This is a genomic window from Pseudomonas sp. E45-MNA-CIBAN-0222 (genome assembly GCF_040310405.1).
Classification (GTDB): domain Bacteria; phylum Pseudomonadota; class Gammaproteobacteria; order Pseudomonadales; family Pseudomonadaceae; genus Stutzerimonas; species Stutzerimonas stutzeri_AC.
This window is the reverse complement of the sequence record NZ_JBEOPU010000001.1, coordinates 567,368-588,344: the sequence shown is the minus strand read 5'-3', so window position 1 is coordinate 588,344 and position 20,977 is coordinate 567,368. Positions and strand designations below refer to the sequence as shown.

Annotated in this window: 17 protein-coding genes, 1 pseudogene and 1 riboswitch; of the genes and pseudogenes, 8 read left to right on the top strand and 10 right to left on the bottom strand. The window is 60.8% G+C overall.

Annotation, left to right across the window (positions count from 1 at the left end; genetic code table 11):
- The first annotated feature begins 141 nt into the window (after nt 1-141).
- The 4 genes from AAEZ08_RS02610 (at nt 142) to AAEZ08_RS02595 (ending at nt 5,221) form a co-directional block, all read left to right on the top strand.
- Nucleotides 142-2,421 (top strand): fatty acid cis/trans isomerase, encoded by a 2,280-nt coding sequence (locus AAEZ08_RS02610; protein WP_058065796.1) that lies wholly within the window; start codon nt 142-144, stop codon nt 2,419-2,421.
- A 131-nt stretch (nt 2,422-2,552) separates the two neighbouring features.
- Nucleotides 2,553-3,137: a Fe-S biogenesis protein NfuA gene (gene nfuA, locus AAEZ08_RS02605; RefSeq protein WP_003279779.1), complete on the top strand. Its 585-nt coding sequence runs from the start codon at nt 2,553-2,555 to the stop codon at nt 3,135-3,137.
- Nucleotides 3,138-3,278: 141 nt separating this feature from the next.
- Nucleotides 3,279-4,262 (top strand): response regulator, encoded by a 984-nt coding sequence (locus AAEZ08_RS02600; RefSeq protein ID WP_003279778.1) that lies wholly within the window; start codon nt 3,279-3,281, stop codon nt 4,260-4,262.
- Nucleotides 4,263-4,264: 2 nt separating this feature from the next.
- Nucleotides 4,265-5,221 (top strand): sensor domain-containing diguanylate cyclase, encoded by a 957-nt coding sequence (locus AAEZ08_RS02595; protein ID WP_500123655.1) that lies wholly within the window; start codon nt 4,265-4,267, stop codon nt 5,219-5,221.
- Here the strand turns inward: AAEZ08_RS02595 and AAEZ08_RS02590 are convergent.
- The 7 genes and pseudogenes from AAEZ08_RS02590 to AAEZ08_RS02560 form a co-directional block, all read right to left on the bottom strand.
- Nucleotides 5,218-6,324 carry a DNA topoisomerase IB gene (locus AAEZ08_RS02590; protein WP_500123654.1) on the bottom strand — a complete coding sequence of 369 codons (1,107 nt, stop codon included), beginning with the start codon at nt 6,322-6,324 and terminating at the stop codon, nt 5,218-5,220. The two genes, AAEZ08_RS02595 and AAEZ08_RS02590, sit on opposite strands and share 4 nt — an antisense overlap.
- 56 nt (nt 6,325-6,380) lie before the next feature.
- Nucleotides 6,381-6,545 (bottom strand): hypothetical protein, encoded by a 165-nt coding sequence (locus AAEZ08_RS02585; RefSeq protein WP_003279774.1) that lies wholly within the window; start codon nt 6,543-6,545, stop codon nt 6,381-6,383.
- 99 nt (nt 6,546-6,644) lie between these two features.
- Nucleotides 6,645-7,337, bottom strand: a complete 693-nt coding sequence (locus AAEZ08_RS02580) for a DUF421 domain-containing protein (RefSeq protein WP_003279772.1) — start codon at nt 7,335-7,337, stop codon at nt 6,645-6,647.
- A 92-nt stretch (nt 7,338-7,429) separates the two neighbouring features.
- Nucleotides 7,430-7,711, bottom strand: a complete 282-nt coding sequence (locus AAEZ08_RS02575; RefSeq protein ID WP_003279771.1) for a hypothetical protein — start codon at nt 7,709-7,711, stop codon at nt 7,430-7,432.
- 143 nt (nt 7,712-7,854) lie between these two features.
- Nucleotides 7,855-8,124, bottom strand: coding sequence for a hypothetical protein (locus AAEZ08_RS02570; RefSeq protein WP_003279770.1), 270 nt, complete (start codon nt 8,122-8,124; stop codon nt 7,855-7,857).
- A gap of 416 nt (nt 8,125-8,540) precedes the next feature.
- A complete protein-coding gene (locus AAEZ08_RS02565) occupies nt 8,541-9,275 on the bottom strand; it encodes a methyl-accepting chemotaxis protein (RefSeq protein WP_500123690.1) in 735 nt (244 codons plus the stop codon).
- 123 nt (nt 9,276-9,398) lie between these two features.
- A pseudogene (locus AAEZ08_RS02560) lies at nt 9,399-10,085 on the bottom strand (cache domain-containing protein); the annotation flags it as partial.
- Nucleotides 10,086-10,509: 424 nt separating this feature from the next.
- On the opposite strand from AAEZ08_RS02560, the gene AAEZ08_RS02555 reads away from it, so the two are divergent.
- Entirely contained in the window at nt 10,510-11,340 is an 831-nt protein-coding gene (locus AAEZ08_RS02555) for an undecaprenyl-diphosphate phosphatase (protein WP_500123653.1), read from the top strand.
- Between the two features lie 92 nt (nt 11,341-11,432).
- Complete coding sequence (locus AAEZ08_RS02550) at nt 11,433-12,392, top strand: alpha/beta fold hydrolase (RefSeq protein WP_482696222.1); 960 nt, start codon at nt 11,433-11,435, stop codon at nt 12,390-12,392.
- A 90-nt stretch (nt 12,393-12,482) separates the two neighbouring features.
- On the opposite strand, the gene AAEZ08_RS02545 is transcribed toward AAEZ08_RS02550, so the two are convergent.
- The 3 genes from AAEZ08_RS02545 to AAEZ08_RS02535 all read right to left on the bottom strand — a co-directional run bounded on the left by AAEZ08_RS02545 (nt 12,483) and on the right by AAEZ08_RS02535 (nt 15,715).
- Nucleotides 12,483-14,072 (bottom strand): ABC-F family ATPase, encoded by a 1,590-nt coding sequence (locus AAEZ08_RS02545; protein ID WP_003284453.1) that lies wholly within the window; start codon nt 14,070-14,072, stop codon nt 12,483-12,485.
- Between the two features lie 417 nt (nt 14,073-14,489).
- Nucleotides 14,490-15,245 carry a precorrin-4 C(11)-methyltransferase gene (gene cobM, locus AAEZ08_RS02540; protein ID WP_500123652.1) on the bottom strand — a complete coding sequence of 252 codons (756 nt, stop codon included), beginning with the start codon at nt 15,243-15,245 and terminating at the stop codon, nt 14,490-14,492.
- Nucleotides 15,246-15,256: 11 nt separating this feature from the next.
- Nucleotides 15,257-15,715 carry a cobalamin biosynthesis protein gene (locus AAEZ08_RS02535; RefSeq protein WP_415846233.1) on the bottom strand — a complete coding sequence of 153 codons (459 nt, stop codon included), beginning with the start codon at nt 15,713-15,715 and terminating at the stop codon, nt 15,257-15,259.
- 115 nt (nt 15,716-15,830) lie between these two features.
- A riboswitch (cobalamin riboswitch) is annotated at nt 15,831-16,049 on the top strand.
- Nucleotides 16,050-16,143: 94 nt separating this feature from the next.
- On the opposite strand from AAEZ08_RS02535, the gene cobW reads away from it, so the two are divergent.
- Nucleotides 16,144-17,199 (top strand): cobalamin biosynthesis protein CobW, encoded by a 1,056-nt coding sequence (cobW, locus tag AAEZ08_RS02530; RefSeq protein ID WP_500123651.1) that lies wholly within the window; start codon nt 16,144-16,146, stop codon nt 17,197-17,199.
- A 6-nt stretch (nt 17,200-17,205) separates the two neighbouring features.
- Nucleotides 17,206-20,937 carry a cobaltochelatase subunit CobN gene (gene cobN, locus AAEZ08_RS02525; RefSeq protein ID WP_500123650.1) on the top strand — a complete coding sequence of 1,244 codons (3,732 nt, stop codon included), beginning with the start codon at nt 17,206-17,208 and terminating at the stop codon, nt 20,935-20,937.
- The last annotated feature ends 40 nt before the right edge of the window (nt 20,938-20,977 follow it).

Sequence of the window (20,977 nt, the reverse complement as noted above, 5' to 3'; positions counted from 1 at the left end):
GACAAAAGAGTGCGAATGATAGCAAAGCTGCATGCTTTTTTAGCTTCCGCGGTTTTGCATGAATATTATTCAGGTTGTGCGGTATTAGCGGTGCGTGAGTGAGGTGAATAGAATGTGCGCTCATCTCCAGGCGTTCGTTGCATGTCTTTCCGTTTTTGGCTCGGTTGCCTGCTGCTTCTCCCTCTCGCGGCACTGCGTGCCGAATCCCTTTCCTACCAGCGCGACATTCAGCCGATCTTCACCGCCAAGTGTGTCGCTTGCCACGCCTGCTATGACTCGCCCTGCCAGCTCAACCTCGGCAGTGGCGAGGGTGCATCCCGTGGCGCACACAAATTGCCTGTGTATAACGGCATTCGCGTGAAGGCTCAGGCTCCCAGCCGATTGTTCCTCGATGCTTCTGGGGAAGCTGCTTGGCGGCGCAAAGGCTTCACCTCGGTTCTTGATGCTCAGGGCAACCAGGCTGCGCTGATGGCCAGGATGCTGGAGCTTGGCCGTGGCCAGCCGCTGACGCCCAATGCCAAGCTGCCTTCGGAACTGGAGATCGGCATCGGTCGGGAAAACACCTGTCCGCTGCCGGAGGAATTCGATCGCTACGCACGGCGCAACATGCATGGCGGCATGCCTTTCGCGGTGACCGGGCTGAGCGATGCGGAGTACGCAATCCTGCAGCGTTGGCTCGAGCAGGGCGGGTCAGTCGAAGCTCCCTTGCCGCTAGAGCCTCCGGCGACCGAATCCTTGCAGATCGACGAGTGGGAGCGCTTGTTCAATACCCCCGGTGCACGCGGCAGCCTGGTTGGCCGCTGGCTGTATGAGCACCTTTTCATCGCGCACCTGTACTTCGAAGGATCGGACGGCGGTCGTTTCTATCAATTGGTTCGTTCACGCACACCCATTGGTGAACCGGTCGACCCGATTGCGACGCGACGGCCGAACGATGATCCGGGCACCCGGTTCAGCTATCGTTTGCGACCGATTACCGATGTGATCGTGCACAAGACGCACATCACGTATCCGCTGAGTTCGGCAAAGTTGGCACGGGTCCGCTCACTGTTCTTCGAGGGCGACTGGGCAGCCGATTACATCCCGGGCTATGGTGCTGACCACCGCGCCAATCCGTTCAAGGCTTTTCAGGCCATCCCCGCCGAGGCTCGATACCAGTTCATGCTGGATAACGCTGAGTACTTCGTGCGCACCTTCATCCGCGGGCCGGTCTGTCGCGGACAGATCGCCACCGACGTGATTCGCGACAACTTCTGGGTTTTCTTCCAAGATCCGCAGCACGATCTGTACATCACCGACCGGCACTTTCGCGAGCAGACCACGCCGTTGTTGGCGATGCCGGGACAGTTCGACGAGATGGGCGACCTGCTGGCGTTCTGGAGGAAGTACCGCATCAAGCGCAACCAGTACGAACAGCTGCGCATGAAGGCGTATGCGGGCAAACCCGCGCAGTGGAAGCAAATCTGGTCTGGTAATGACAACGCCTTGCTGAGCATCTTTCGCCAGCATGACAGTGCGTCCGTGCGCAAAGGGCTTATTGGCGAGATACCACAGACGCTCTGGTGGATGGACTATCCACTGCTCGAGCGCACCTACTACCAACTCGTGGTCAATTTCGACGTGTTCGGTAACGTTTCCCATCAGGGGCAGACGCGGCTGTACTTCGATCTGATCCGCAACGGTGCTGAGCTGAATTTCCTCCGACTGCTGCCAGCCAAGTCTCGCCAGTCCATTCTCGATGGCTGGTACGAGCAGGGCGGGCAGCTGAAGCTGCTTTTGGCCTACACCTCCATCGACGACTCGACACCCTCGCTGCTGCCGCTGAACAGGGCTGATCCGAAGCGCGCGTTCGCTCGAGAGATGCTGGCAAGGTACGCCGGCATCAACGCGGCGCCCGATCCGATCAATCGCTGCCAGGGCGCCCATTGTTACCGGGCAGAACAACCGGCAAGCCTCCAGCGGGCCGAGCAGGCCCTCAGTCGCCTGACCAACCGACTCGCCGGCGGCCTGCCGGCGATCCTGCATCTGCCGGAAGCCACGCTGTTGCGCGTCGAATACGGTGACGACCAACGTGAGATCTACAGCCTGCTGCGCAACCGCGCTCATAGCAATGTGGCGTTTATGTATGGCGAGTCGCTGCGCTGGCAGCCGCGGCTGGACACCCTGACCGTGTATCCGGGCATTCTGAGCAGCTACCCGAACTTCATCTTCAATCTGTCAGCGGCCGATGTGCCGGCATTCGTTGTCGCATTGGAGCGAGTGAAGGATCGGGCCGATTTGGATCGCCTGGTCGAGCGCTGGGGTGTGCGTCGCAGCCATCCGGACTTCTGGAATTACTTCAATGACCTGACGCGATACCTCGAACAGACCGCGCCGGTTGAGGCGGGTGTTTTCGATATGAATCGTTATGAGAATCTTTGATGCGGGGTTTGTTGTTTGGCCTCCTATCATGGCGAGTGGGATGCGCAGGTCGCTATTCCGACTAAAATACTAGGACTTAACCGCGGCAGTGGATTGGCGTACACTGCCGCGCATGTCTGCGAGGAGTCCTCATGAGCGCGATCACTATTACCGAAGCTGCACACGATTATCTGGCCGATCTGCTCGAGAAGCAGAACACCACGGGCATTGGCATTCGTATCTTTATCACCCAGCCAGGTACGCCCTATGCCGAGACCTGCATCGCTTACTGCAAGCCAGGTGAGGAGAAGCCGGACGACATCGCTCTGGCGCTCAAGAGCTTCACGGCTTGGATCGATGGTACCAGCGAGCCCTTTCTGGAAGACGCGCTGGTCGATTACGCGACTGATCGCATGGGCGGCCAGCTGACTATCAAGGCGCCGAATGCGAAGGTGCCGATGGTCAATGAAGACAGCCCATTGAACGAGCGCATCAACTACTACCTGCAGACCGAGATCAACCCGGGCCTGGCCAGCCATGGCGGGCAGGTGACACTGATCGACGTGGTAGAGGAAGGCATTGCTGTGCTGCAGTTTGGGGGTGGTTGCCAGGGCTGTGGTCAGGCTGACGTCACTCTCAGGGAAGGCATCGAGAAAACCCTGTTGGCTCGTATTCCAGAGCTCAAGGGTGTGCGTGACGTGACTGATCACACCAATCGCGAAAACGCCTATTACTGAGTCATGCGAGGCCGCTGGGCGGCCGTTCGGCAGTTTTTAGGGTGAAATGCCATTATTTTGCCTTCATTGGCGCGCACAGTACGCCTGTCCTGCGTTAAGCTCTCGTGCCTAGGTTGATCGGGCAACGAGAGCTCGCACCACATGTCTGCCATTTCCCTGTTGATTTGCGATGACTCCGCGCTGGCGCGCAAGCAGCTTTTGCACACGCTGCCGGCCGGCTGGCCGGTTGACGTCAGTCAGGCAGCTACCGGGCTCGAGGCACTGGAGCGCATACGCGAGGGCGGCGTCGACGTTCTGCTACTCGACCTCACGATGCCGGAGCTGGATGGCTATCAGGTGCTCGCGCAGATGCGAGAAGAGCAGCTGCAGTGCAAAACCATCGTAATCTCCGCGGACATTCAGGATGAGGCGGTGCGGCGCGTATTGGCACTTGGCGCGCTGGCGTTCATCAAGAAACCCGCTGACCCTGTGCATCTGCATCAGACCTTGGCCAGTCTTGGGCTGCTGGATGGTGTCTCGCCATTGATCAGCCGCGTTACGGGCGAGCGGATCAGCTTCCGCGATACCTTTCGTGAAGTCGTCAATATCGCCATGGGCAGGGCGGCGGCTTTGCTGGCGCGTGTTCTCGGCGTCTTCATCCAGCTGCCGATCCCCAACGTGAATATCCTTGAAGCCGGCGAGTTGCACATGGCACTGGCCGATGCGGCGCGCGGCGAAAAGCTGACTGCCGTCTGCCAGGGCTACATCGGTGGAGGCATCGCCGGCGAGGCACTGTTGCTGTTCCATGACTCGGAAGTCGCCGACATGGCGCGGCTGATGCGCCGTCAAGATTACCTGGAGATGGAGATGCTCCTGGATCTGTCGAGTCTGCTGATCAGTGCATGCCTGAGCGGAATCGCGGAACAGATCGAGGTAGTGTTTTCTCAGGGGCATCCGCAGGTGCTGGGGCAGCATGCCTCCATCGAGGAGCTGATACGCATCAACAGTGGCCGTTGGAAAAAGATGCTGGCAGTGGAGATCAGCTACAGCCTGGAAGGGCACGACATCCACTTTGACCTGTTGCTGCTGTTCACGGAAGATTCGGTTGAGCTTCTGACGCGCAAGCTCGCCCACCTGATGGATTGAGCATGAGCAATTCCGCTGAGCTGAACGAACTTCACTGGTTGCTGGCCATCGTCCAGAGCATTGATGTGGGTGTCGTGGTTCTGGACCGCGACTACCGTGTCGAGGTCTGGAACACATTCATGGAGAACCGCTCCGGTTTGCAGCCGGCGCAAGCGCGCAATCAAACGTTTTTCTCGCTTTTCCCCGAGGTGGACGAGGATTGGTTTCGCCGCAAGGTTGAAAGCGTCATGACCCTTGGTACGCCGTCATTCACCATCTGGGAACAACGACCGTATCTGCTGCGTTTCAAGAACTACCAGCCAATCACTGGGCTGGAAGATTTCATGTATCAGAACACCACGCTGTTGCCCCTCAAAGGTACCAACGGTCGCATCGACCAGGTCTGTCTGATCATTTACGACGTCACCGATGTCGCAGTTAACCGTCGCCAGCTGCAGGCGGCGAATGCCGAGCTGCAACGCCTCTCCAGCACTGACAGGCTGACGGGGCTGTACAACCGCGGACATTGGGAAGAGATGCTGCGCCTGGACTATGCTCGCCATCGTCGCTACGACAGTCAGGCAGCTTTGGTCATGTTCGATATCGACCATTTCAAGGCGATCAACGACACCTATGGACATCAGGTGGGTGACAGCGTGATCCAGGAGGTCGCGGACCTCATTCGCGAGAACTTGAGGGATTCGGATGTAGCCGGACGATATGGCGGTGAGGAATTCGTCGTGCTGCTGCCCGATACCGATAAGCAGGGTGCTCTGACATTTGCCGAGCGTCTAAGATATGCGGTGGAAAGCCGAGAGGTTCTGCATGAGCAGCACCGTATTCGCTTCACTATCAGTCTTGGCGTCGCCGATCTCAGCGTACCCACCAGCAGTCATGCCCAACTGATCGAGTGGGCTGACTCGGCGCTGTATGCCTCCAAAGCCGGCGGCCGCAATCGCGTCACGCTGCATCAAAACTAGCTTTGACTTGCACGCTGTTTGAGAAAGGCGAGCAGCGTAACCTCCTCGGCGCTGAGCCACTTGCGCTTACGAGCCCCACGTAGCTTGCTCAGTTCACCCTCACTGAAGGCTTTTACAATCGCTGGGTGAATGTAGCACTGGCGGCACACGGCGGGCGTGTTGCCCAGCTGGCTGGCGACCTGTTTCACCGTCTCTACCAAGTTCTTCCGGGCGGTACTCTCCGGTGAAGCGTCCAGCTTGCGCAACCGCTCCAAAGCCAGTGCGCTGCCAGCCCAGGTGCGGTAGTCCTTGGCGGTAAAATCGCGGCCGGTCATCTCCCGCAGATAGAGGTTCACATCGTTGGAGCTGACGGCCCTGCGCTGGCCGTCTTCATCCAGATACTGAAACAGGTGCTGGCCCGGCAGCTCCATGCAGCGGCGCATGAGCCTGGCCAAGCGACGGTCGCGTAACGTGACTTCGTGCTCCACGCCGCTCTTGCCGCGAAAGTGAAAGCGGATCGAGGTGCCGCGCACGTCCACGTGGCGCGTACGCAACGTAGTCAACCCGTAGGATCGATTATCCCTTGCGTAACGTGGGTTGCCGATTCGGATCAGAGTGGATTCGAGCAGCATGACCACCAGCGCCATAACCTTCTCGCGCGACATTCCTGGGCGCGCCAGATGCTTTTCAAGATTGCAGCGCAGTTTCGGTAGGGCCTCGCCAAACTCGAGCATCCGCTCGTACTTGTCGCTGTCACGGATTTCGCGCCAGCGGGTGTGATAGCGGTACTGCTTGCGACCTCGCGCGTCTCGTCCGGTGGCTTGAAGATGGCCCTGAGGGTCGGGGCAGATCCACACGTTACGATAAGCCGGGGGAATCGCCAGTTTATTGATCCTGCGTATCTCTTCTTCGTCGCGAATGCGCTCGCCGTTTGGCTCGAAGTAGGCGAATTTTCCGCGTTGTAGCCTGCGCCCGATACCGGGCTGGGAATCATCGACGTAATGCAAATCTGGCGGGAGTGTGGGGCATAGCAACGTGCCGGTGTCACCGGCTTCGTCGGCAGGAATGGGGCGGGTGCCCTCGGCCAGGGGCGGGGGTTCGTCCATCATGGTGTCATTGCGCATATGCACCTGCTTCCACTAAGGCCCCGCCAGCTACTCAGGCGGGGCTGCCGATGGGGTCAGTTGTCCTTTTCGGCGCTGTTGCGCATTAACAGGCGAATGGCGGCGACCAGTTCGTCGATCGCTTCGCGATACAGCTCAGGCTTGCCCTCAGTTTCGGCCTGGTCCGCATGTTTGCGCGCCGTGTCGAGGTGATCATGGATCGATGAATAGTCGCCAAGCATGGTGTGCTCCTCCTGCTGATCATGAAAAACGGCCACAGGCGGATGCTCAGGCCGCCTTAACAACTGACCGGCGACGGTAAAGACGGTTCGTACCGTGTATCAGCGCGCGCGAAGGGTGGAGAGTGCCTTCGACCAGGTTTGGTTGGAGCAGCGCGGGCACTGTAGCTTCTGATGGCTTTCCAGCGCCTGCGGGAAGCCGCAGCGACTGCAGGCATACATGCCGGCAGCCGGAACCTGGCTGAATTCGGGTCGATACTCCGGTGGCAGTACGGAAAGCCCTGGGCGAACTGCCTCCGGTTCGTGGAAGAACAGGCTGACATTGCCGTCATTCTCCAGAATCCCGAGTCTCACCTGTCCAAGATGCTCGACCCCCTGCTGGCGTAGCTCCATGAAGAACTCATCAGCAGAAATGTTCAGGCTGTCGAGACTGCGCAACTCATAGATACCGTCACGAATGATGGTGACCGGCTTGCCTTCAAGCCAGGCGCCAAACCGTGGGCTTCGGTTCATGAAGAACACGGTAAGACGGTACAGCCCTAAAAGCGTGGCAAAAACCGCGGCGACCGGCAGCAGGGGAACATCGTGGTAGAACGAGACGTCACCCGCGGCAGAACCGAGGGTCAGGATGATCACCAGCTCGAACACAGACAGCTGGCGAATGCCGCGGCGTCCGCTGACTTTCAGAAAAACGAAAACCGCGACAAATGCGAGTAATGCCCGCAACCCAACCTCGGCAACGAACATCAACGGAAACTCGTCCAGCAGCATGCGCTGCAGGTCAAACGGGGTCATCACCGAGGCATCCTTCCAACCAATAGATGAGCACGCCTTCGCGATCTGAGGCGGGGCGTTGATTCGAGCAGTCAGCCGTTCCGGTCACATTCTCAGCTGGCAGCTGCTACATCGAATTCGAGGTCTATGCCGTCGCCGCTGCCATCGCCTACAACCGATCCGACTGCCGGCCGTCTGGTCACTTGGCGGCCTTTGTAGAACTCGCTCAGATGCCGTTCGGCAATTTCACTGATGTGGTCGATCAGTCCGGGCATCTGGGCATCTCTCGGCACGATGAAGTTTAGTGTCACGTGAAGAGCGTCCTGCCCCTGAGGGAGGTTGGCGAGCCCGCAGCTCTGCCGTTGATCGTTGACGTACGCTTCTGCACCTTTCATGAGCTTTCTCCTGGTTCACTAGTTGGAGTTCAGACCGTCAAACGGGCGAATGGATCAGTGATGGAAAGCGGGTACGGCAAAAATCACAGGCATGAAAAAAGGCCCGGAGCGCAGCTGCGGGCCTTTTTACGAGCAACCCATGGTTACTCGGGCATGTGCCATGGCGACAAATGAGCGCCATCGCGGCTCAGTTGGGCACGGGTCTGTTCCAGGGTTTCGCCGAGCTTCACAGGATCGGTGAACACGCTGCTGGACATCCTGCAGCGGCCTAGCAGGCGTGCTTCATCGCGATCGACGACGGTGATGCTGACTTCACCGTTTCCCTCGGGCAGCGTCCAGGCAACGCACTGGAATGGTTTGAACGCGCGGTCGGTGATCAAAAGGGCTTCATTGATACGCAGCGGGGTGTGCATGGGGCATGTCTCTCTGTGTGATACCCAAAATACCTGCAGCCAAGCTCGTTGGCGTTGGCCTTACATTGCAGTTGATGTACCCAGAGGACTGACGAGTCACATGCGAGTTCGAAAAAATTTGAAGGGCTTTGCAATTAGCCAAAAGTATAACTTTGACGCCGGGCGACTCGGGATTAGGAAGTTAGAGCTAACTCCCTGTAAATATTGAAAAACTTCGCGGCATCGTAGTTGGCAACCATCACGACCGGTGGCCGCGTGGAAAAACCGATGCGACAACCTGTCGCGATGGGACAACAGGCGCCGCGAGGTTGGCTCGCTTCACCATGGTGCGAAGCAGGGGCGGGCGCTTGGTATAGGTGCAATCGCGTACTAGGTGCCTGCGGTCCGCCGGGCGCTTGCGGACCGCAGGCCGGTCCTCAGACTTTGAACTGGCTGAGTAGACGGTTGAGCTGATCGGCGAGTTCGCCGAGACGCTTGCCGGCTTCACTGGACTGCTCCGCAGCCAGCGTACTCTCCTGGGCCAGTCCCGCAGCCTGAGTCACATTCTGATTGATATCCTCAACCACGTGGGACTGCTGCAATGTTGCGCTGGCGATCGACGCATTCAGGCCGGAGAGGTTGCGTAGAGCCTGAGCGATCTCACTGAGGCTTGCGCCTGCCTGGCTTGCCTGTTCGACGGTGAGCTGGGAGGCGCGGTTGCTCTCCATGATCACGTTGACTGCAGCGCCTGAGTTCTTCTGCAGCCGCTCGATCATGCTGTGAATCTCTGCGGTCGATTGCTGTGTGCGCTGCGCTAACAGACGGACTTCATCGGCGACCACGGCGAAGCCTCGACCCTGCTCGCCGGCTCGCGCGGCTTCGATCGCCGCATTGAGCGCCAACAGATTGGTCTGGTCGGCGATCGAACCGATCACTTCGAGTACCGAGCCGATCTTGGTGGTTTCGTCGGCCAGCGACTGGATTACTTCTACCGCCTTGCCGATAGTTGTTGAAAGCTCGTCGATCTGCTGCAGGCTCGCTTCGATATTTCGCTGTCCTTGGCCCGCCTGGTTCTCGGCGGTGCCCACCTCGCTGGAAGCGTGTTCGGCGTTCTTCGCCACTTCCTGCACGGCGTAGGTGACCTCGTTGACGGCCGTCGCCACCTGCTCCATCTGAAGCATCTGCTGCTGGCTTTGTTCGTGAGCCTGGCCGGACAGCTGGCTCAGCGAGCGCGAGGATTGGTCCAGCGCGCCGGCGGTTTCGAACAGCTGGCCGACCACGGTGCGCAATTTTTGCGTGAATCGATTGAAGTCGCGTCCAAGGGTGCTCAGCTCGTCGTTGCCGGCCACGTCCAGCGTGCGGGTCAGGTCTGCTTCACCGCTGGCGATGTTCGCCATGGCGGCCATGGTGTGGCGAAGCGGGCGGACAATGCTGCGAATCAGGATTGCGACCAGCACCGCCATGATGGCTGAGATGAACAGGCCGATCAGCGAGAATCGGGTTACATAGTTCCAGAATTCCTGCTCAACATCGTCCACGTAGATGCCAGAACCGATGATCCAGCCCCACGGTTTGAAAAGCTGCACGTAGGAAATTTTCGGCACCGGATCTTCCGCACCGGGCTTTGCCCACATGTAGTCGACCAGGCCGGCACCGTCGCGCTGGGCGATCTTGACCATTTCGTTGAACAGCTCTTTGCCTTCCGGGTCCTTGATCTTCGAAAGGTCCTGACCGTCGAGCTTCGGCTGCATCGGGTGCATGATCATGGTCGGACCGAGATCGTTGATCCAGAAGTAGTCCTGGCCGTCGTAGCGCAATACCCGAATTTGCTCGATTGCCGCTTGCTGGGCCTCGGCGGTCGTCATGGCACCACTGGTTTCGAGCTTCCGATAGTGTTCGAAGACACCCGCGGCTGCTTCCACGATATTGCGTGTCGCCTCCTGTTTGCCTAGGTACAAATCAGAGCGGACCTGCTGAATCATCAAAATACCGAGGACGAACAGCATGACGACGGCTACCACTGGGATTAGCCAGAGGCGCTTGCTGATGGGGACGTTGCGCAGCAGATTCATGGATACGGCTCCTAATTTGTCTTTCTTATCGTTCTTTCGGGCTGGTCGGCTTGTTGAGTCGCCGCTTTCAGGGTGCATCTGTGCAACACGTCTAGCTTGGTCAAGGCTGTTGCATCCCAAGGGCTGATGCGTTCGATCAGCGGCTGCCTGGTGACGCTGCCCGGCGAGTCCCTACATAGCTTCTCGGCCGCGCGCGAGGAAAAATGAGTGCTGGGTTACGTGTGTAAAGGAATTTAGTTCTATGGGATGAGTCAGAACAGCCGTTCAGATGGCATTCTGACATATACCTTGGTTGTATTGAGCTGCGATGAGCTGCATCGCTTATGGGGATTAGATGGATCTTTGGGTTGCGGTTCAGGCGCTGATACTGGGTGTGGTCGAGGGTGTAACCGAGTTTCTGCCGGTATCCAGTACCGGTCACCAGATCATCGTGGCGGATTTGATTGGCTTCGGTGGCGAGCGGGCGCTGGCCTTCAATATCATTATTCAGCTCGGGGCGATTCTCGCGGTGATCTGGGAGTATCGGAGCAAGATTCTGAGCGTAGTGGTGGGGCTGCCCAGGGAATCTCAGGCGCAGAAGTTCACGCTGAATCTGCTGATTGCTTTCATGCCCGCGGTGGTGCTCGGCGTCGCCTTTGCCGATCTGATTCATGAATACCTGTTCAATCCCATCACGGTTGCCGCTGCGCTGGTGCTTGGCGGCATCGTCATGCTCTGGGCTGAACGCCGCGATCACGTGATTCGCGCCGAAACCGTCGATGACATGAACTGGGCGCTGGCTCTGAAGGTAGGTTTCGCCCAGTGCCTGGCGCTGGTGCCCGGCACGTCGCGATCGGGATCGACCATCATCGGTGGGCTGCTGTTTGGTTTGTCGCGCAAGGCCGCCACCGAGTTTTCGTTCTTTCTGGCGATGCCGACCATGGTGGGTGCAGCCGTCTACTCCGGCTACAAGTACCGCGATCTGTTTCAGCCCGGTGATTTCGCCGTCTTCGCTATCGGCTTCGTTACTTCATTCATCTTTGCGATGCTTGCGGTGCGGGCACTGCTCAAATTCATCGGGAACCACAGCTATGCCGCATTCGCCTGGTATCGGATCTGCTTTGGGCTGCTGATTCTGGCGACCTGGCAGTTTGGAATGATCGACTGGACCAGCGCCCAGGGTTGATCCATCGGGGCAATGAGACGGCCTTCGTCCGGCTGATGCTGCACACGAGCGCGTCGGGCTTTGCCATAGTGGGATCTCCATCAGGAGGTTCCATGAATAGTACCGCGGATCATTTTCAGCTCGACCTCAACGGTATTTCTCTCAGCCTTTATTGCTTCGGCCCCGAAGAGGGCAGGCCGGTGTGGTTGCTGCACGGGTTTCCCGAGTGCTGGTATTCGTGGCGCAATCAGATCGATCCGCTAGTGGCGGCTGGTTATCGCGTGTTCGTTCCCGAGATGCGTGGCTATGGGCGCAGCAGCGCGCCAGTCGAAGTCTCGGCCTACGATGTGCTGACGCTATGCGGGGACGTTCGCGCGGCCATGGACCATTTCGGGCACCGGCAGGTGGCGCTAGTCGGGCATGACTGGGGCGCGATGGTTGCCTGGTACCTGGCGCTTCTGGAGCCGGAGCGGATTACCGCGCTGGTCACCATGTCAGTCCCGTTCGCTGGGCGGCCCCGCCGCCCCGCCACTGAGATCATGCGCGAGACCACTGGCGACCGTTTCAATTACATCCTCTATTTCCAGGAGCCAGGCCGCGCCGAGCGTGAGCTGGACGCCGATATCGATCGCACCCTGCGCCTGCTCATGTACTACCAGGAGCGAAACCTGCTGCTGCAAGACAAGCCTGCCGACGGCACGCTGTTCGAAGATGACATGCAGCCGGGACCGTTGCCCGAATGGTGCTCAGAAGAGGACTTGGCAGTGTATCGGCAGACGTTCGCCGAGCACGGTTTTCGTGGTGCGCTGAACTGGTATCGCAACTTCGAACGCAACTGGCAGGTTACCGAGCCATTGCAGGGGCGCAAGATCACGCAGCCGACGATGTTTCTGATCGGCGACCATGATCCGGTAGGTGAGCTCGAGGCCTATACGTTGCAGAAAATGCCGCAATGGGTCTCTGATCTGGAACGACACGAACTGGCGCCGTGCGGCCACTGGATTCAGAACGAGCAGGCGGAGAGGGTGAGCGCGCTGCTGCTGGACTTTCTTGCCCGCCGCTTTGCCAGCTGACGAGCGGCAAGACGCACTGCTGAGGCGATGCCTATGAGTCTGCAGCGCCCTCTCCGAAGAAAGAGGCGCTGCGATAGGGGCGGGTGAGGCTCAGACCAGCACGCCCTGGCTGCGCAGGTAGTCGTCGTAGCTGCCGCTGAAGTCGGTCACGCCGTTCTCCGACAGCTCGATGATGCGCGTCGCCAGCGAGCTGACGAATTCACGGTCGTGGCTGACGAAGATCAGCGTGCCCGGGTAGTTCTCCAGCGCCAGGTTGAGTGCTTCGATCGATTCCATGTCCAGGTGGTTGGTCGGTTCGTCCATCACCAGAACGTTGGGTTTCTGCAGGATCAGCTTGCCAAACAGCATGCGGCCCTGTTCACCACCGGAGATGACCTTGACCGACTTGAGGATCTCGTCGTTGGAGAACAGCATGCGGCCAAGGGTGCCGCGTACCAGCTGTTCGCCGCCCTGGGTCCACTGGCCCATCCATTCGAAGAGGGAGAGGTCATCCTCGAAATCGTGGGCATGATCCTGGGCGTAGTAGCCGTACTCGGCACTCTCGGTCCACTTGACGCTACCGCTGTCCGGAGTCAGTTCGCCAACCAGGGTGCGCAGCAGGGTGGTCTTGCCGATACCGTTGGGCCCGATGATCGCCACACGCTCGCCGGCCTCGACGGTGAAGCTGAAGTTCTTGAACAGCTCCTTGTCGTCGAAGCTCTTGGACAGGCGTTCCACAGTCACTGCCTGGCGGTGCAGCTTCTTGGTCTGCTCGAAGCGGATGAACGGACTGATACGGCTGGAAGGCTTCACTTCGGCCAGCTGGATCTTGTCGATCTGCTTGGCACGGCTGGTGGCCTGCTTCGCTTTGGAGGCGTTGGCCGAGAAGCGGCTGACAAAGGTCTGTAGCTCGGCGATCTGCGCCTTCTTCTTGGCGTTGTCCGACAGCAGCTGCTCGCGCGACTGAGTGGCGGCGGTCATGTACTCGTCGTAGTTGCCCGGGAACAGGCGCAGCTCACCGTAATCGAGGTCGGCCATGTGGGTGCAGACTGAGTTCAGGAAGTGGCGGTCGTGGGAAATGATGATCATGGTGCTGTTACGCGCCGTCAGAATCGTTTCCAGCCAGCGGATGGTGTTGATGTCCAGGTGGTTGGTTGGTTCGTCCAGCAGTAGTACATCCGGATCGGAAAACAGCGCTTGCGCCAGCAGCACGCGCAGCTTCCAGCCTGGGGCGACTTCGCTCATCGGGCCGAAATGCTGCTCAAGCGGAATACCCAAACCAAGCAGCAGTTCTCCGGCACGGGATTCTGCGGTGTAGCCGTCCATTTCGGCGAATTCACCTTCGAGTTCGCCGACCTTCATGCCGTCTTCTTCGCTCATTTCCGGCAGTGAGTAGATGCGGTCGCGCTCGGCCTTGACCTTCCACAGGTCCTCATGGCCCATGATCACGGTGTCGATCACGTTGAATTCTTCGTAGGCGAACTGATCCTGGCGCAGCTTGCCCAGACGCACGTTCGGCTCGAGCATCACCTGACCCGCAGAGGGCTCCAGATCGCCACCGAGAATCTTCATGAAGGTCGACTTGCCGCAGCCATTGGCGCCGATCAGACCGTAGCGGTTGCCACCGGCAAATTTGACGGAAACGTTTTCGAACAGCGGCTTGGCACCGAACTGCATGGTGATGTTGGCGGTAGAAATCAAAGACTTGTCCTGCGGGTGTAACAGCGGTGGTTAATCGCCTGCCTCCGTTCCCCATACCAAGTACGTACCAGTTTGATTCTGGCAGGCAGCTTTTCGAGCTCGTTCCAATCGGAGGCCGAGCTCAGCCATTTGGCATAAGTTGAGAGCAACATCTGGACGCGGTACCCAATGGGTTTGGCCATGAACGAAGAGGGTTCATGGCTAATCGTCAGGTACATGGTTGCGTAGGTGTGTCGGGCGTCGTATTGCCGGCTGCCGGTGCTTTGAGCATCTAGCGCGGCGTGAAAGTCGACAATGGTAACACTTGGCTCTCCGTTCCACAGCCCGCGCGTGCTCGGCGGCTAGACGAAAGGCCATTGCCCAGGTGGGCATGGCGGCCACTGTTATTGGCTATCGCCCAAGACACCCGCGCTTGGGTCACGGGCTCGGCGAGCGATACAGGTGCGTCGTGTCTACGTTGTACAGCGCCGAATCGGCAAACGCTTCGGCCGTCAGCACTCGGCCGACGAGGATCAACGCCGTACGGCGAAAGCCCTTCTCGCTTACCTTGGCTTCGATGTCGGCCAGGGTACCTGTCACCCAATCCTGATCGGGCCAGCTGGCGCGGTGCACCACGGCAATCGGGCAATCCAGGCCGTAATGCGGCAACAGCTCGGCGACGATGCGGGACAGGTGCTGAACGCCAAGATGAATCGCCATGGTCGCGCCGTGGCGGGCCAGGTCGTGCAGTTCTTCACCGGGGGGCATATCCGACTTGGTGGCGTAACGCGTCAGGATCAGCGTCTGGGAAACCTGCGGCAGCGTCAGTTCGACGTCCAGAAGCGCGGCGCAGGCGGCCGTCGCGGTGACGCCCGGAACGATCTGGAAGGCGATGCCAAGCCTCCGCAGGTGGCGGATCTGCTCACCGATGGCGCCATACAGAGACGGGTCGCCGGAATGCACCCGCGCTACGTCCTGACCCTTGGCATCGGCCTGCCGGATCAGCTCGATGATCTCGTCCAGATGCAGCTCGGCGGTGTTGATCACCTGCTCGGCGCCATGACCTTCGAGTACGGCGGCCGGGACCAGCGAGCCGGCGTAGAGGATGATCGGGCAACTGCGCACCAGACGCTGCCCTTTGACGGTGATCAGTTCCGGATCGCCCGGGCCGGCGCCGATGAAATAGACGGTCATGCAAACTCCAATCAGGAAAGGCGGGTGACGGCGATCGCGCACGTTGCGTTGGCGGAGCGCAGCTTTCCGCACAGCAACTTGGCTTTGCCGTCACTCAGGGATTCAGCCTGTGCCAGGGCGCTGGCCTCGGCGAGTCCGGCGCTGCCAGTCAGGCTCTTGCTGAGCGGCGAGGTCTCGCTGAGCGCCGCATCATACGGCGCGAGCTCTGCAGCTGACAGCAAGGCCAGGGGCAACTGCAGGTGCGCTGCCAGCTCGTGCAGGCCTGGCTCGTCCGTTTTGCGCTCACTGCTGGCAAGGCAGCTGAGCGCTGCGATCGCCAATCCATGCTCCCTCAATGCGCGATGCAGAAGCGCCTCGAGTTCGATCCGGCTGCAGCCCCTGCGGCACCCGAGGCCCGCGACGTACAACTGCGCACCCGACGCTGCAGAGGCATCGGGCGCGGACGAATCTTTGGCGGTTTGGAGGGGCATGGCGCTCAGTCGTAAGGACCGTAGCCGAACACGGTCAGGCATCAAGGGGGCGCAAGGACACCACGAAGCTTTTCCCGAGGTCAACCGTGGCGATTGACCCGCTCCAAGGCTCTGCGTAGCCTTCACGGGTCGAGGTTCTCTGGCGCTGCCAGAGCTAAGAGGGAACACGGAAAGCCGTGGCTGCCCCCGCAACTGTAAATGACTGACCCTTGGGTGCGCCGCGTAGCTGGCGCGCCAGCCACTGCAACTGACGCGGGAAGGCGAGGGTAATGGCAGGCGCGCCACGCGTTGCCCGGTCGTGAGCCAGGAGACCTGCCTCGCTACACATTGACAACCGGGCGGGGTGCTCCGGTGGTGCTTGTTGGCGCACGTCGCCAAGTAGTGTCCGCCTGCCTGCTCATCTATTTCTCGATGCTTGCAGGGCCACGATGAAAACCCTCTCCAAACTTCCCGTCACTATCGTTACCGGCTTTCTCGGCGCCGGCAAAACCACCTTGCTGCGCCACATGCTGGGCGATGCCGAAGGGCGTCGTATCGCCGTGATCGTCAACGAGTTCGGTGAGCTGGGCATCGATGGCGAAATTCTCAAGCAGTGCTCCATCGGCTGTAGCGAAGAGGAGGCCAACGGCCGCGTCTTCGAGCTGGCCAACGGCTGCCTCTGCTGCACGGTGCAGGAAGAGTTCTTCCCGGTGATGCGTGAACTGGTGGCGCGCCGTGGCGACCTTGACCATATCCTCATCGAAACCTCGGGCCTGGCGCTGCCCAAGCCGCTGGTGCAGGCCTTCAACTGGCCGGAAATCCGTAACGCCTGCACCGTGGATGCGGTGATCACCGTCGTCGACAGCCCGGCGGTGGCCGCCGGCACCTTTGCCGCATTTCCCGATCAGGTCGATGCCCAGCGCAAGCTCGATCCCAATCTCGATCACGAATCGCCTCTGCATGAGCTGTTCGCCGATCAGCTGGCCAGCGCCGATCTGGTCATCCTCAACAAGGCCGACCTGCTGTCGCCAGAGGCATTGGCAGCGGTCCGGGCCGAGGTGGCCGAGGAGCTGCCCGAGGGGGTCAAAGTCATCGAGGCGCACGGCGGCGAGCTGCCGCTGAACGTGCTGCTGGGCCTGGATTGCGAAACCGAACTGCACATCGAAGGGCGCAAGACCCATCACGATCAGGAAGACCATGAAGAGCACGATCACGAAGCCTTCGATTCTTTCTCGGTCGATTTGCCGGAGGCCGCTGACGACAGGCTGCTGCAGGCGTTGAAAGACGCGGTGGTCAAGCACGGCATCCTGCGCATCAAGGGCTTCGCTGCAATTCCAGGCAAGCCTATGCGCCTGCTGCTGCAAGGCGTGGGGCAGCGTTTCGACAAGCACTTCGACCGCCCCTGGCAGGCCGGTGAAGTGCGTACCACCCGGCTGGTCATCATCGGCCAGTCGCTTGACCCAGCAGCGATAGACGCCGAACTGAACGCGGCACTGGCGGGCTGACCGGCCGTGCATCTGCTGCGCACCCAGCCCGGCCAGCAATTGCCGGCCGACAGCATTGCCGACCTGGGCCAGACGCCTGGGGACATCGTCGTGCTGTGCACGGGTGATTCGCATCTGTCACTGCTGGCCGAGGTGGCCGGCCAGCTGCCTGAGGATTACCCCAGCCTGCGGCTGGCGAGCCCGGCCCAGTTGGGCAACAACGCGTCGATAGACTTCTATGTCGAGCAGGTCCTGCAGCACGCCAAGGTCATCCTGATTTCCGTTCACGGTGGCGTCAGTTACTGGCGCTACGGAATCGAACGGCTAGTGGAGCTGGGCCAGCGCGGCGCCAAGATCATCATGGTGCCGGGCGATGACAGCCCTGATCCTGAGTTGAGCGAGCTCGGCAACGTGCCGGCCGAGGATAGCCATCGGTTGTGGCAGTTCCTGCGCCAGGGTGGCATCGACAACGCGCGCCAGTTCTACCACTGCATCGCCAGTCGCTGGTTGGGCCGAAACTATGCCTGGCACGAACCCGAGGCGCTGGCGCGGGTGGCGATCTATCACCCCCATCAGTCATCCGCGTCCTTGGATGATTGGCAGCGCGACTGGCGAGCGGACGCACCGGTGGTTGGGCTGATCTTCTATCGCACGCAGGTTCAGGCGGCGAATACGGCCTTCATTGACACCTTCTGTGAGCGGCTGACGGCTCAGGGCCTTAACCCCCTGCCTATCGCCGTGGCCAGCCTGAAGGAGGCGGCTTGCCTCACGCAGGTCGAGGCCTGGCTGGAGCAGAGCGGCGCTGCGGTGATCATCAATACGACAGGCTTCGCCCAGTCCAGCCCGGACGCTCCAAACCTGCGGCCCTTCCGTCTGGACATCCCGGTGCTGCAAGCCATCTGCGCCCTGGATAACCACGAACAATGGCTGGCCAACGCTCAGGGCCTGGGGTCGCGAGACCTGGCGATGCATATCGTGCTGCCGGAGCTGGACGGCCGACTGATTACCCGGCCTATCAGTTTCAAGGGCCTGGCCTGGCGCAGCGAACGCAGCCAGAGCGACGTGATCTGCTACCAACCGCATCTGCCAGGCATGGACCATGTCGCCGAGCTTGCGCAGCGGTGGGCTTGCCTTGCGCGGTTACCTAACGGCGACAAGCGAGTCGCGCTCATCCTGGCCAACTATCCCACCCGTGACGGCCGCATCGGCAACGGGGTCGGGCTTGATACGCCGGCCGCTGCGCTGAACATCCTTCGCGCACTGCAGGCGCAGGGATACCCGGTGGCCGATCTGCCCGAGAGCGGCACGGCGCTGATCCATGAGCTACTCGGCGGCGTTACCAACGACCTCGATAACCTCGATTTGCGGCCCTGTGCCCAGAGCCTGACACTGCAGGAGTACCAGGCGTTCTTCGGTGGGCTACCAGTTGCCAACCAGCAGGCGGTGATCGATCGCTGGGGCACGCCCGAGCAGGACCCGATGTTTCGTTCTGGTCGGCTGATGATCGCCGGGCTGCGTTTCGGCTCGACCTTCGTTGGCATACAACCGGCGCGTGGTTATCAGCTCGACGCGGCCGCCATGTATCACGACCCCGATCTGGTACCGCCGCACGGCTACCTCGCGTTCTATGGCTGGCTGCGCATGCGCTACACCGCTGATGCGGTGATCCACGTCGGCAAGCACGGCAACCTCGAATGGTTGCCGGGCAAGAGCGTTGGGCTGTCCGACTGCTGCTGGCCGGACGTGGTGCTCGGCCCGCTGCCGAATATCTATCCCTTCATCGTCAACGATCCGGGCGAAGGGGCCCAGGCCAAGCGGCGTACCCAGGCGGTGATCATCGACCACCTGATGCCGCCACTCACGCGCGCCGAAAGTTATGGCCCGCTGCGTGACATCGAGCGCCTGGCCGACGAGTACTACGAAGCCAGTCAGCTCGACTTGCGGCGCGCGTCCGAGCTGCGCAGCGAGATCCTTGTGCTGGTGCGCGAGGCCAATCTGGACCGCGAGCTGGGGCTGCAACTGAGCGACGATCCCAACAGTTGGCTGCCGCAGCTCGATGCCTATCTCTGCGATCTGAAGGAATCCCAGATACGCGATGGTTTGCACGTGTTCGGCGAGTCTCCCAGCGGACAACTGCGGCGTGACACCCTGCTTGCGCTGCTGCGCATTCCCCGAGGCAACGGGATAGGGGCCAACGCCAGCCTGTTGCGGGCACTGGCCGATGATCTGGGATTGGATTTCGACCCCATCAACTGTGACATGGCTGCGCCCTGGCTGGGGCCGCGGCCCGAGGTGCTACAGCGTTGCGATGCCAGCCTCTGGCGCACCCATGGCGACACCCGGGAGCGGCTGGAGATGCTTGCGCTGGGGCTTATCGACGGCGAGTCGCAGGGCTTCGGACCGGCCAGCAGCGAAGTGATCGAGCAGCTGCGTGGGCAGGTCGCGCCAATGCTGGACAGTTGCGGCGAGGAAGAAATGGCGGGCCTGCTGGCGGCTTTGCAGGGCCGCTTCGTGCCGGCTGGCCCCAGCGGTGCGCCGAGCCGTGGTCGCCTCGATGTGCTGCCGACAGGCCGCAATTTTTTCACCGTCGACGTGCGCAACCTGCCCACGCCGACCGCCTGGCGCATTGGAGTGCAAGCCACCGAGCGCCTGCTCGAACGGCATATACAGGACCATGGCGACTACCTGCGGCAACTCGGACTGTCGATGTGGGGCACCGCGACCATGCGAACCGGCGGCGATGACATGGCGCAGGCCATGGCGTTGCTCGGCGTGCGGCCGGTCTGGCAGCCAGGGAGCGGCCGGCTGGAACGTTTTGAGATCGTGCCGCTGGAAGAACTGGGTCGGCCACGGGTGGACGTCACGTTGCGAGTGTCCGGCTTCTTCCGCGATGCCTTCGCCAACCTGATTCGCATCTTCGACGAAGCGGTGCAAGCGGTGGCCGATCTCGATGAGCCGGAGGACATGAATCCGCTGTCCGCGCGGGTCTGGCGTGAATCCCTCGAGCTTGAGGACGGCGGTCTGGACGAGGCACAAGCGCGGCGTCAGGCCGGTTGGCGCATCTTCGGGTCGATGCCCGGTGCCTACGGTGCGGGGGTGCAGAACGTCATCGAGGACAGCCGCTGGCAGAGCCGCGAGGACCTGGCCGAGGTCTACCTGAACTGGGGCGGCTATGCCTATGGCAAGGACGACGAAGGCGTGCCGGCGCGGGCGCGCTTCGCCGAGAGGCTGCAACAGGTACAGGCGGTGCTGCAGAATCAGGACAACCGCGAACACGACATTCTCGATTCCAACGACTACTACCAGTTTCAGGGCGGCATGCTGGCCGCCGCCGAAACCCTGCGCAGCAGATCGGTGGCGAGCTACCACGGCGACAACAGTCAGCCGGACAACCCGAAAATCCGCAGCCTGAAAGAAGAGTTGGGCAGGGTGGTGCGCTCCCGCGCGGCCAACCCCAAGTGGATCGCCGGCATGAAGCGGCACGGCTACAAGGGCGCCTTCGAACTGGCGGCCACGGTGGATTACCTGTTCGCCTTCGATGCCACCACCGGGCTGATCGATGATCACCAGTACGCGCTGCTGGCCGATGCCTATGCGCTGGACCGAGATACCCGGGAGTTCATCCAGCTACACAACCCCGAGGCCCTGCAGAACATCCTCGAACGCCTGCTGGAAGCCCAGCAACGTGGGCTCTGGGAGGAGCCCGGCGAGTATCAGGAAGCGCTGGAAAATCTGCTGATCGATAGCGAGGAGTCATGAGCGAGCGCCTTTCCTCCATCCCACCCTACGTACCGCTTTC

Bases quoted from the DNA above. Each gene is read 5' to 3' on its own strand.
- AAEZ08_RS02610 (WP_058065796.1), top strand. From the start codon at position 142: ATGTCTTTCCGTTTTTGGCTCGGTTGCCTGCTGCTTCTCCCTCTCGCG.
- nfuA (WP_003279779.1), top strand. From the start codon at position 2,553: ATGAGCGCGATCACTATTACCGAAGCTGCACACGATTATCTGGCCGAT.
- AAEZ08_RS02600 (WP_003279778.1), top strand. From the start codon at position 3,279: ATGTCTGCCATTTCCCTGTTGATTTGCGATGACTCCGCGCTGGCGCGC.
- AAEZ08_RS02595 (WP_500123655.1), top strand. From the start codon at position 4,265: ATGAGCAATTCCGCTGAGCTGAACGAACTTCACTGGTTGCTGGCCATC.
- AAEZ08_RS02590 (WP_500123654.1), bottom strand. From the start codon at position 6,324: ATGCGCAATGACACCATGATGGACGAACCCCCGCCCCTGGCCGAGGGC.
- AAEZ08_RS02585 (WP_003279774.1), bottom strand. From the start codon at position 6,545: ATGCTTGGCGACTATTCATCGATCCATGATCACCTCGACACGGCGCGC.
- AAEZ08_RS02580 (WP_003279772.1), bottom strand. From the start codon at position 7,337: ATGACCCCGTTTGACCTGCAGCGCATGCTGCTGGACGAGTTTCCGTTG.
- AAEZ08_RS02575 (WP_003279771.1), bottom strand. From the start codon at position 7,711: ATGAAAGGTGCAGAAGCGTACGTCAACGATCAACGGCAGAGCTGCGGG.
- AAEZ08_RS02570 (WP_003279770.1), bottom strand. From the start codon at position 8,124: ATGCACACCCCGCTGCGTATCAATGAAGCCCTTTTGATCACCGACCGC.
- AAEZ08_RS02565 (WP_500123690.1), bottom strand. From the start codon at position 9,275: ATGGAGCAGGTGGCGACGGCCGTCAACGAGGTCACCTACGCCGTGCAG.
- AAEZ08_RS02555 (WP_500123653.1), top strand. From the start codon at position 10,510: ATGGATCTTTGGGTTGCGGTTCAGGCGCTGATACTGGGTGTGGTCGAG.
- AAEZ08_RS02550 (WP_482696222.1), top strand. From the start codon at position 11,433: ATGAATAGTACCGCGGATCATTTTCAGCTCGACCTCAACGGTATTTCT.
- cobM (WP_500123652.1), bottom strand. From the start codon at position 15,245: ATGACCGTCTATTTCATCGGCGCCGGCCCGGGCGATCCGGAACTGATC.
- AAEZ08_RS02535 (WP_415846233.1), bottom strand. From the start codon at position 15,715: ATGCCCCTCCAAACCGCCAAAGATTCGTCCGCGCCCGATGCCTCTGCA.
- cobW (WP_500123651.1), top strand. From the start codon at position 16,144: ATGAAAACCCTCTCCAAACTTCCCGTCACTATCGTTACCGGCTTTCTC.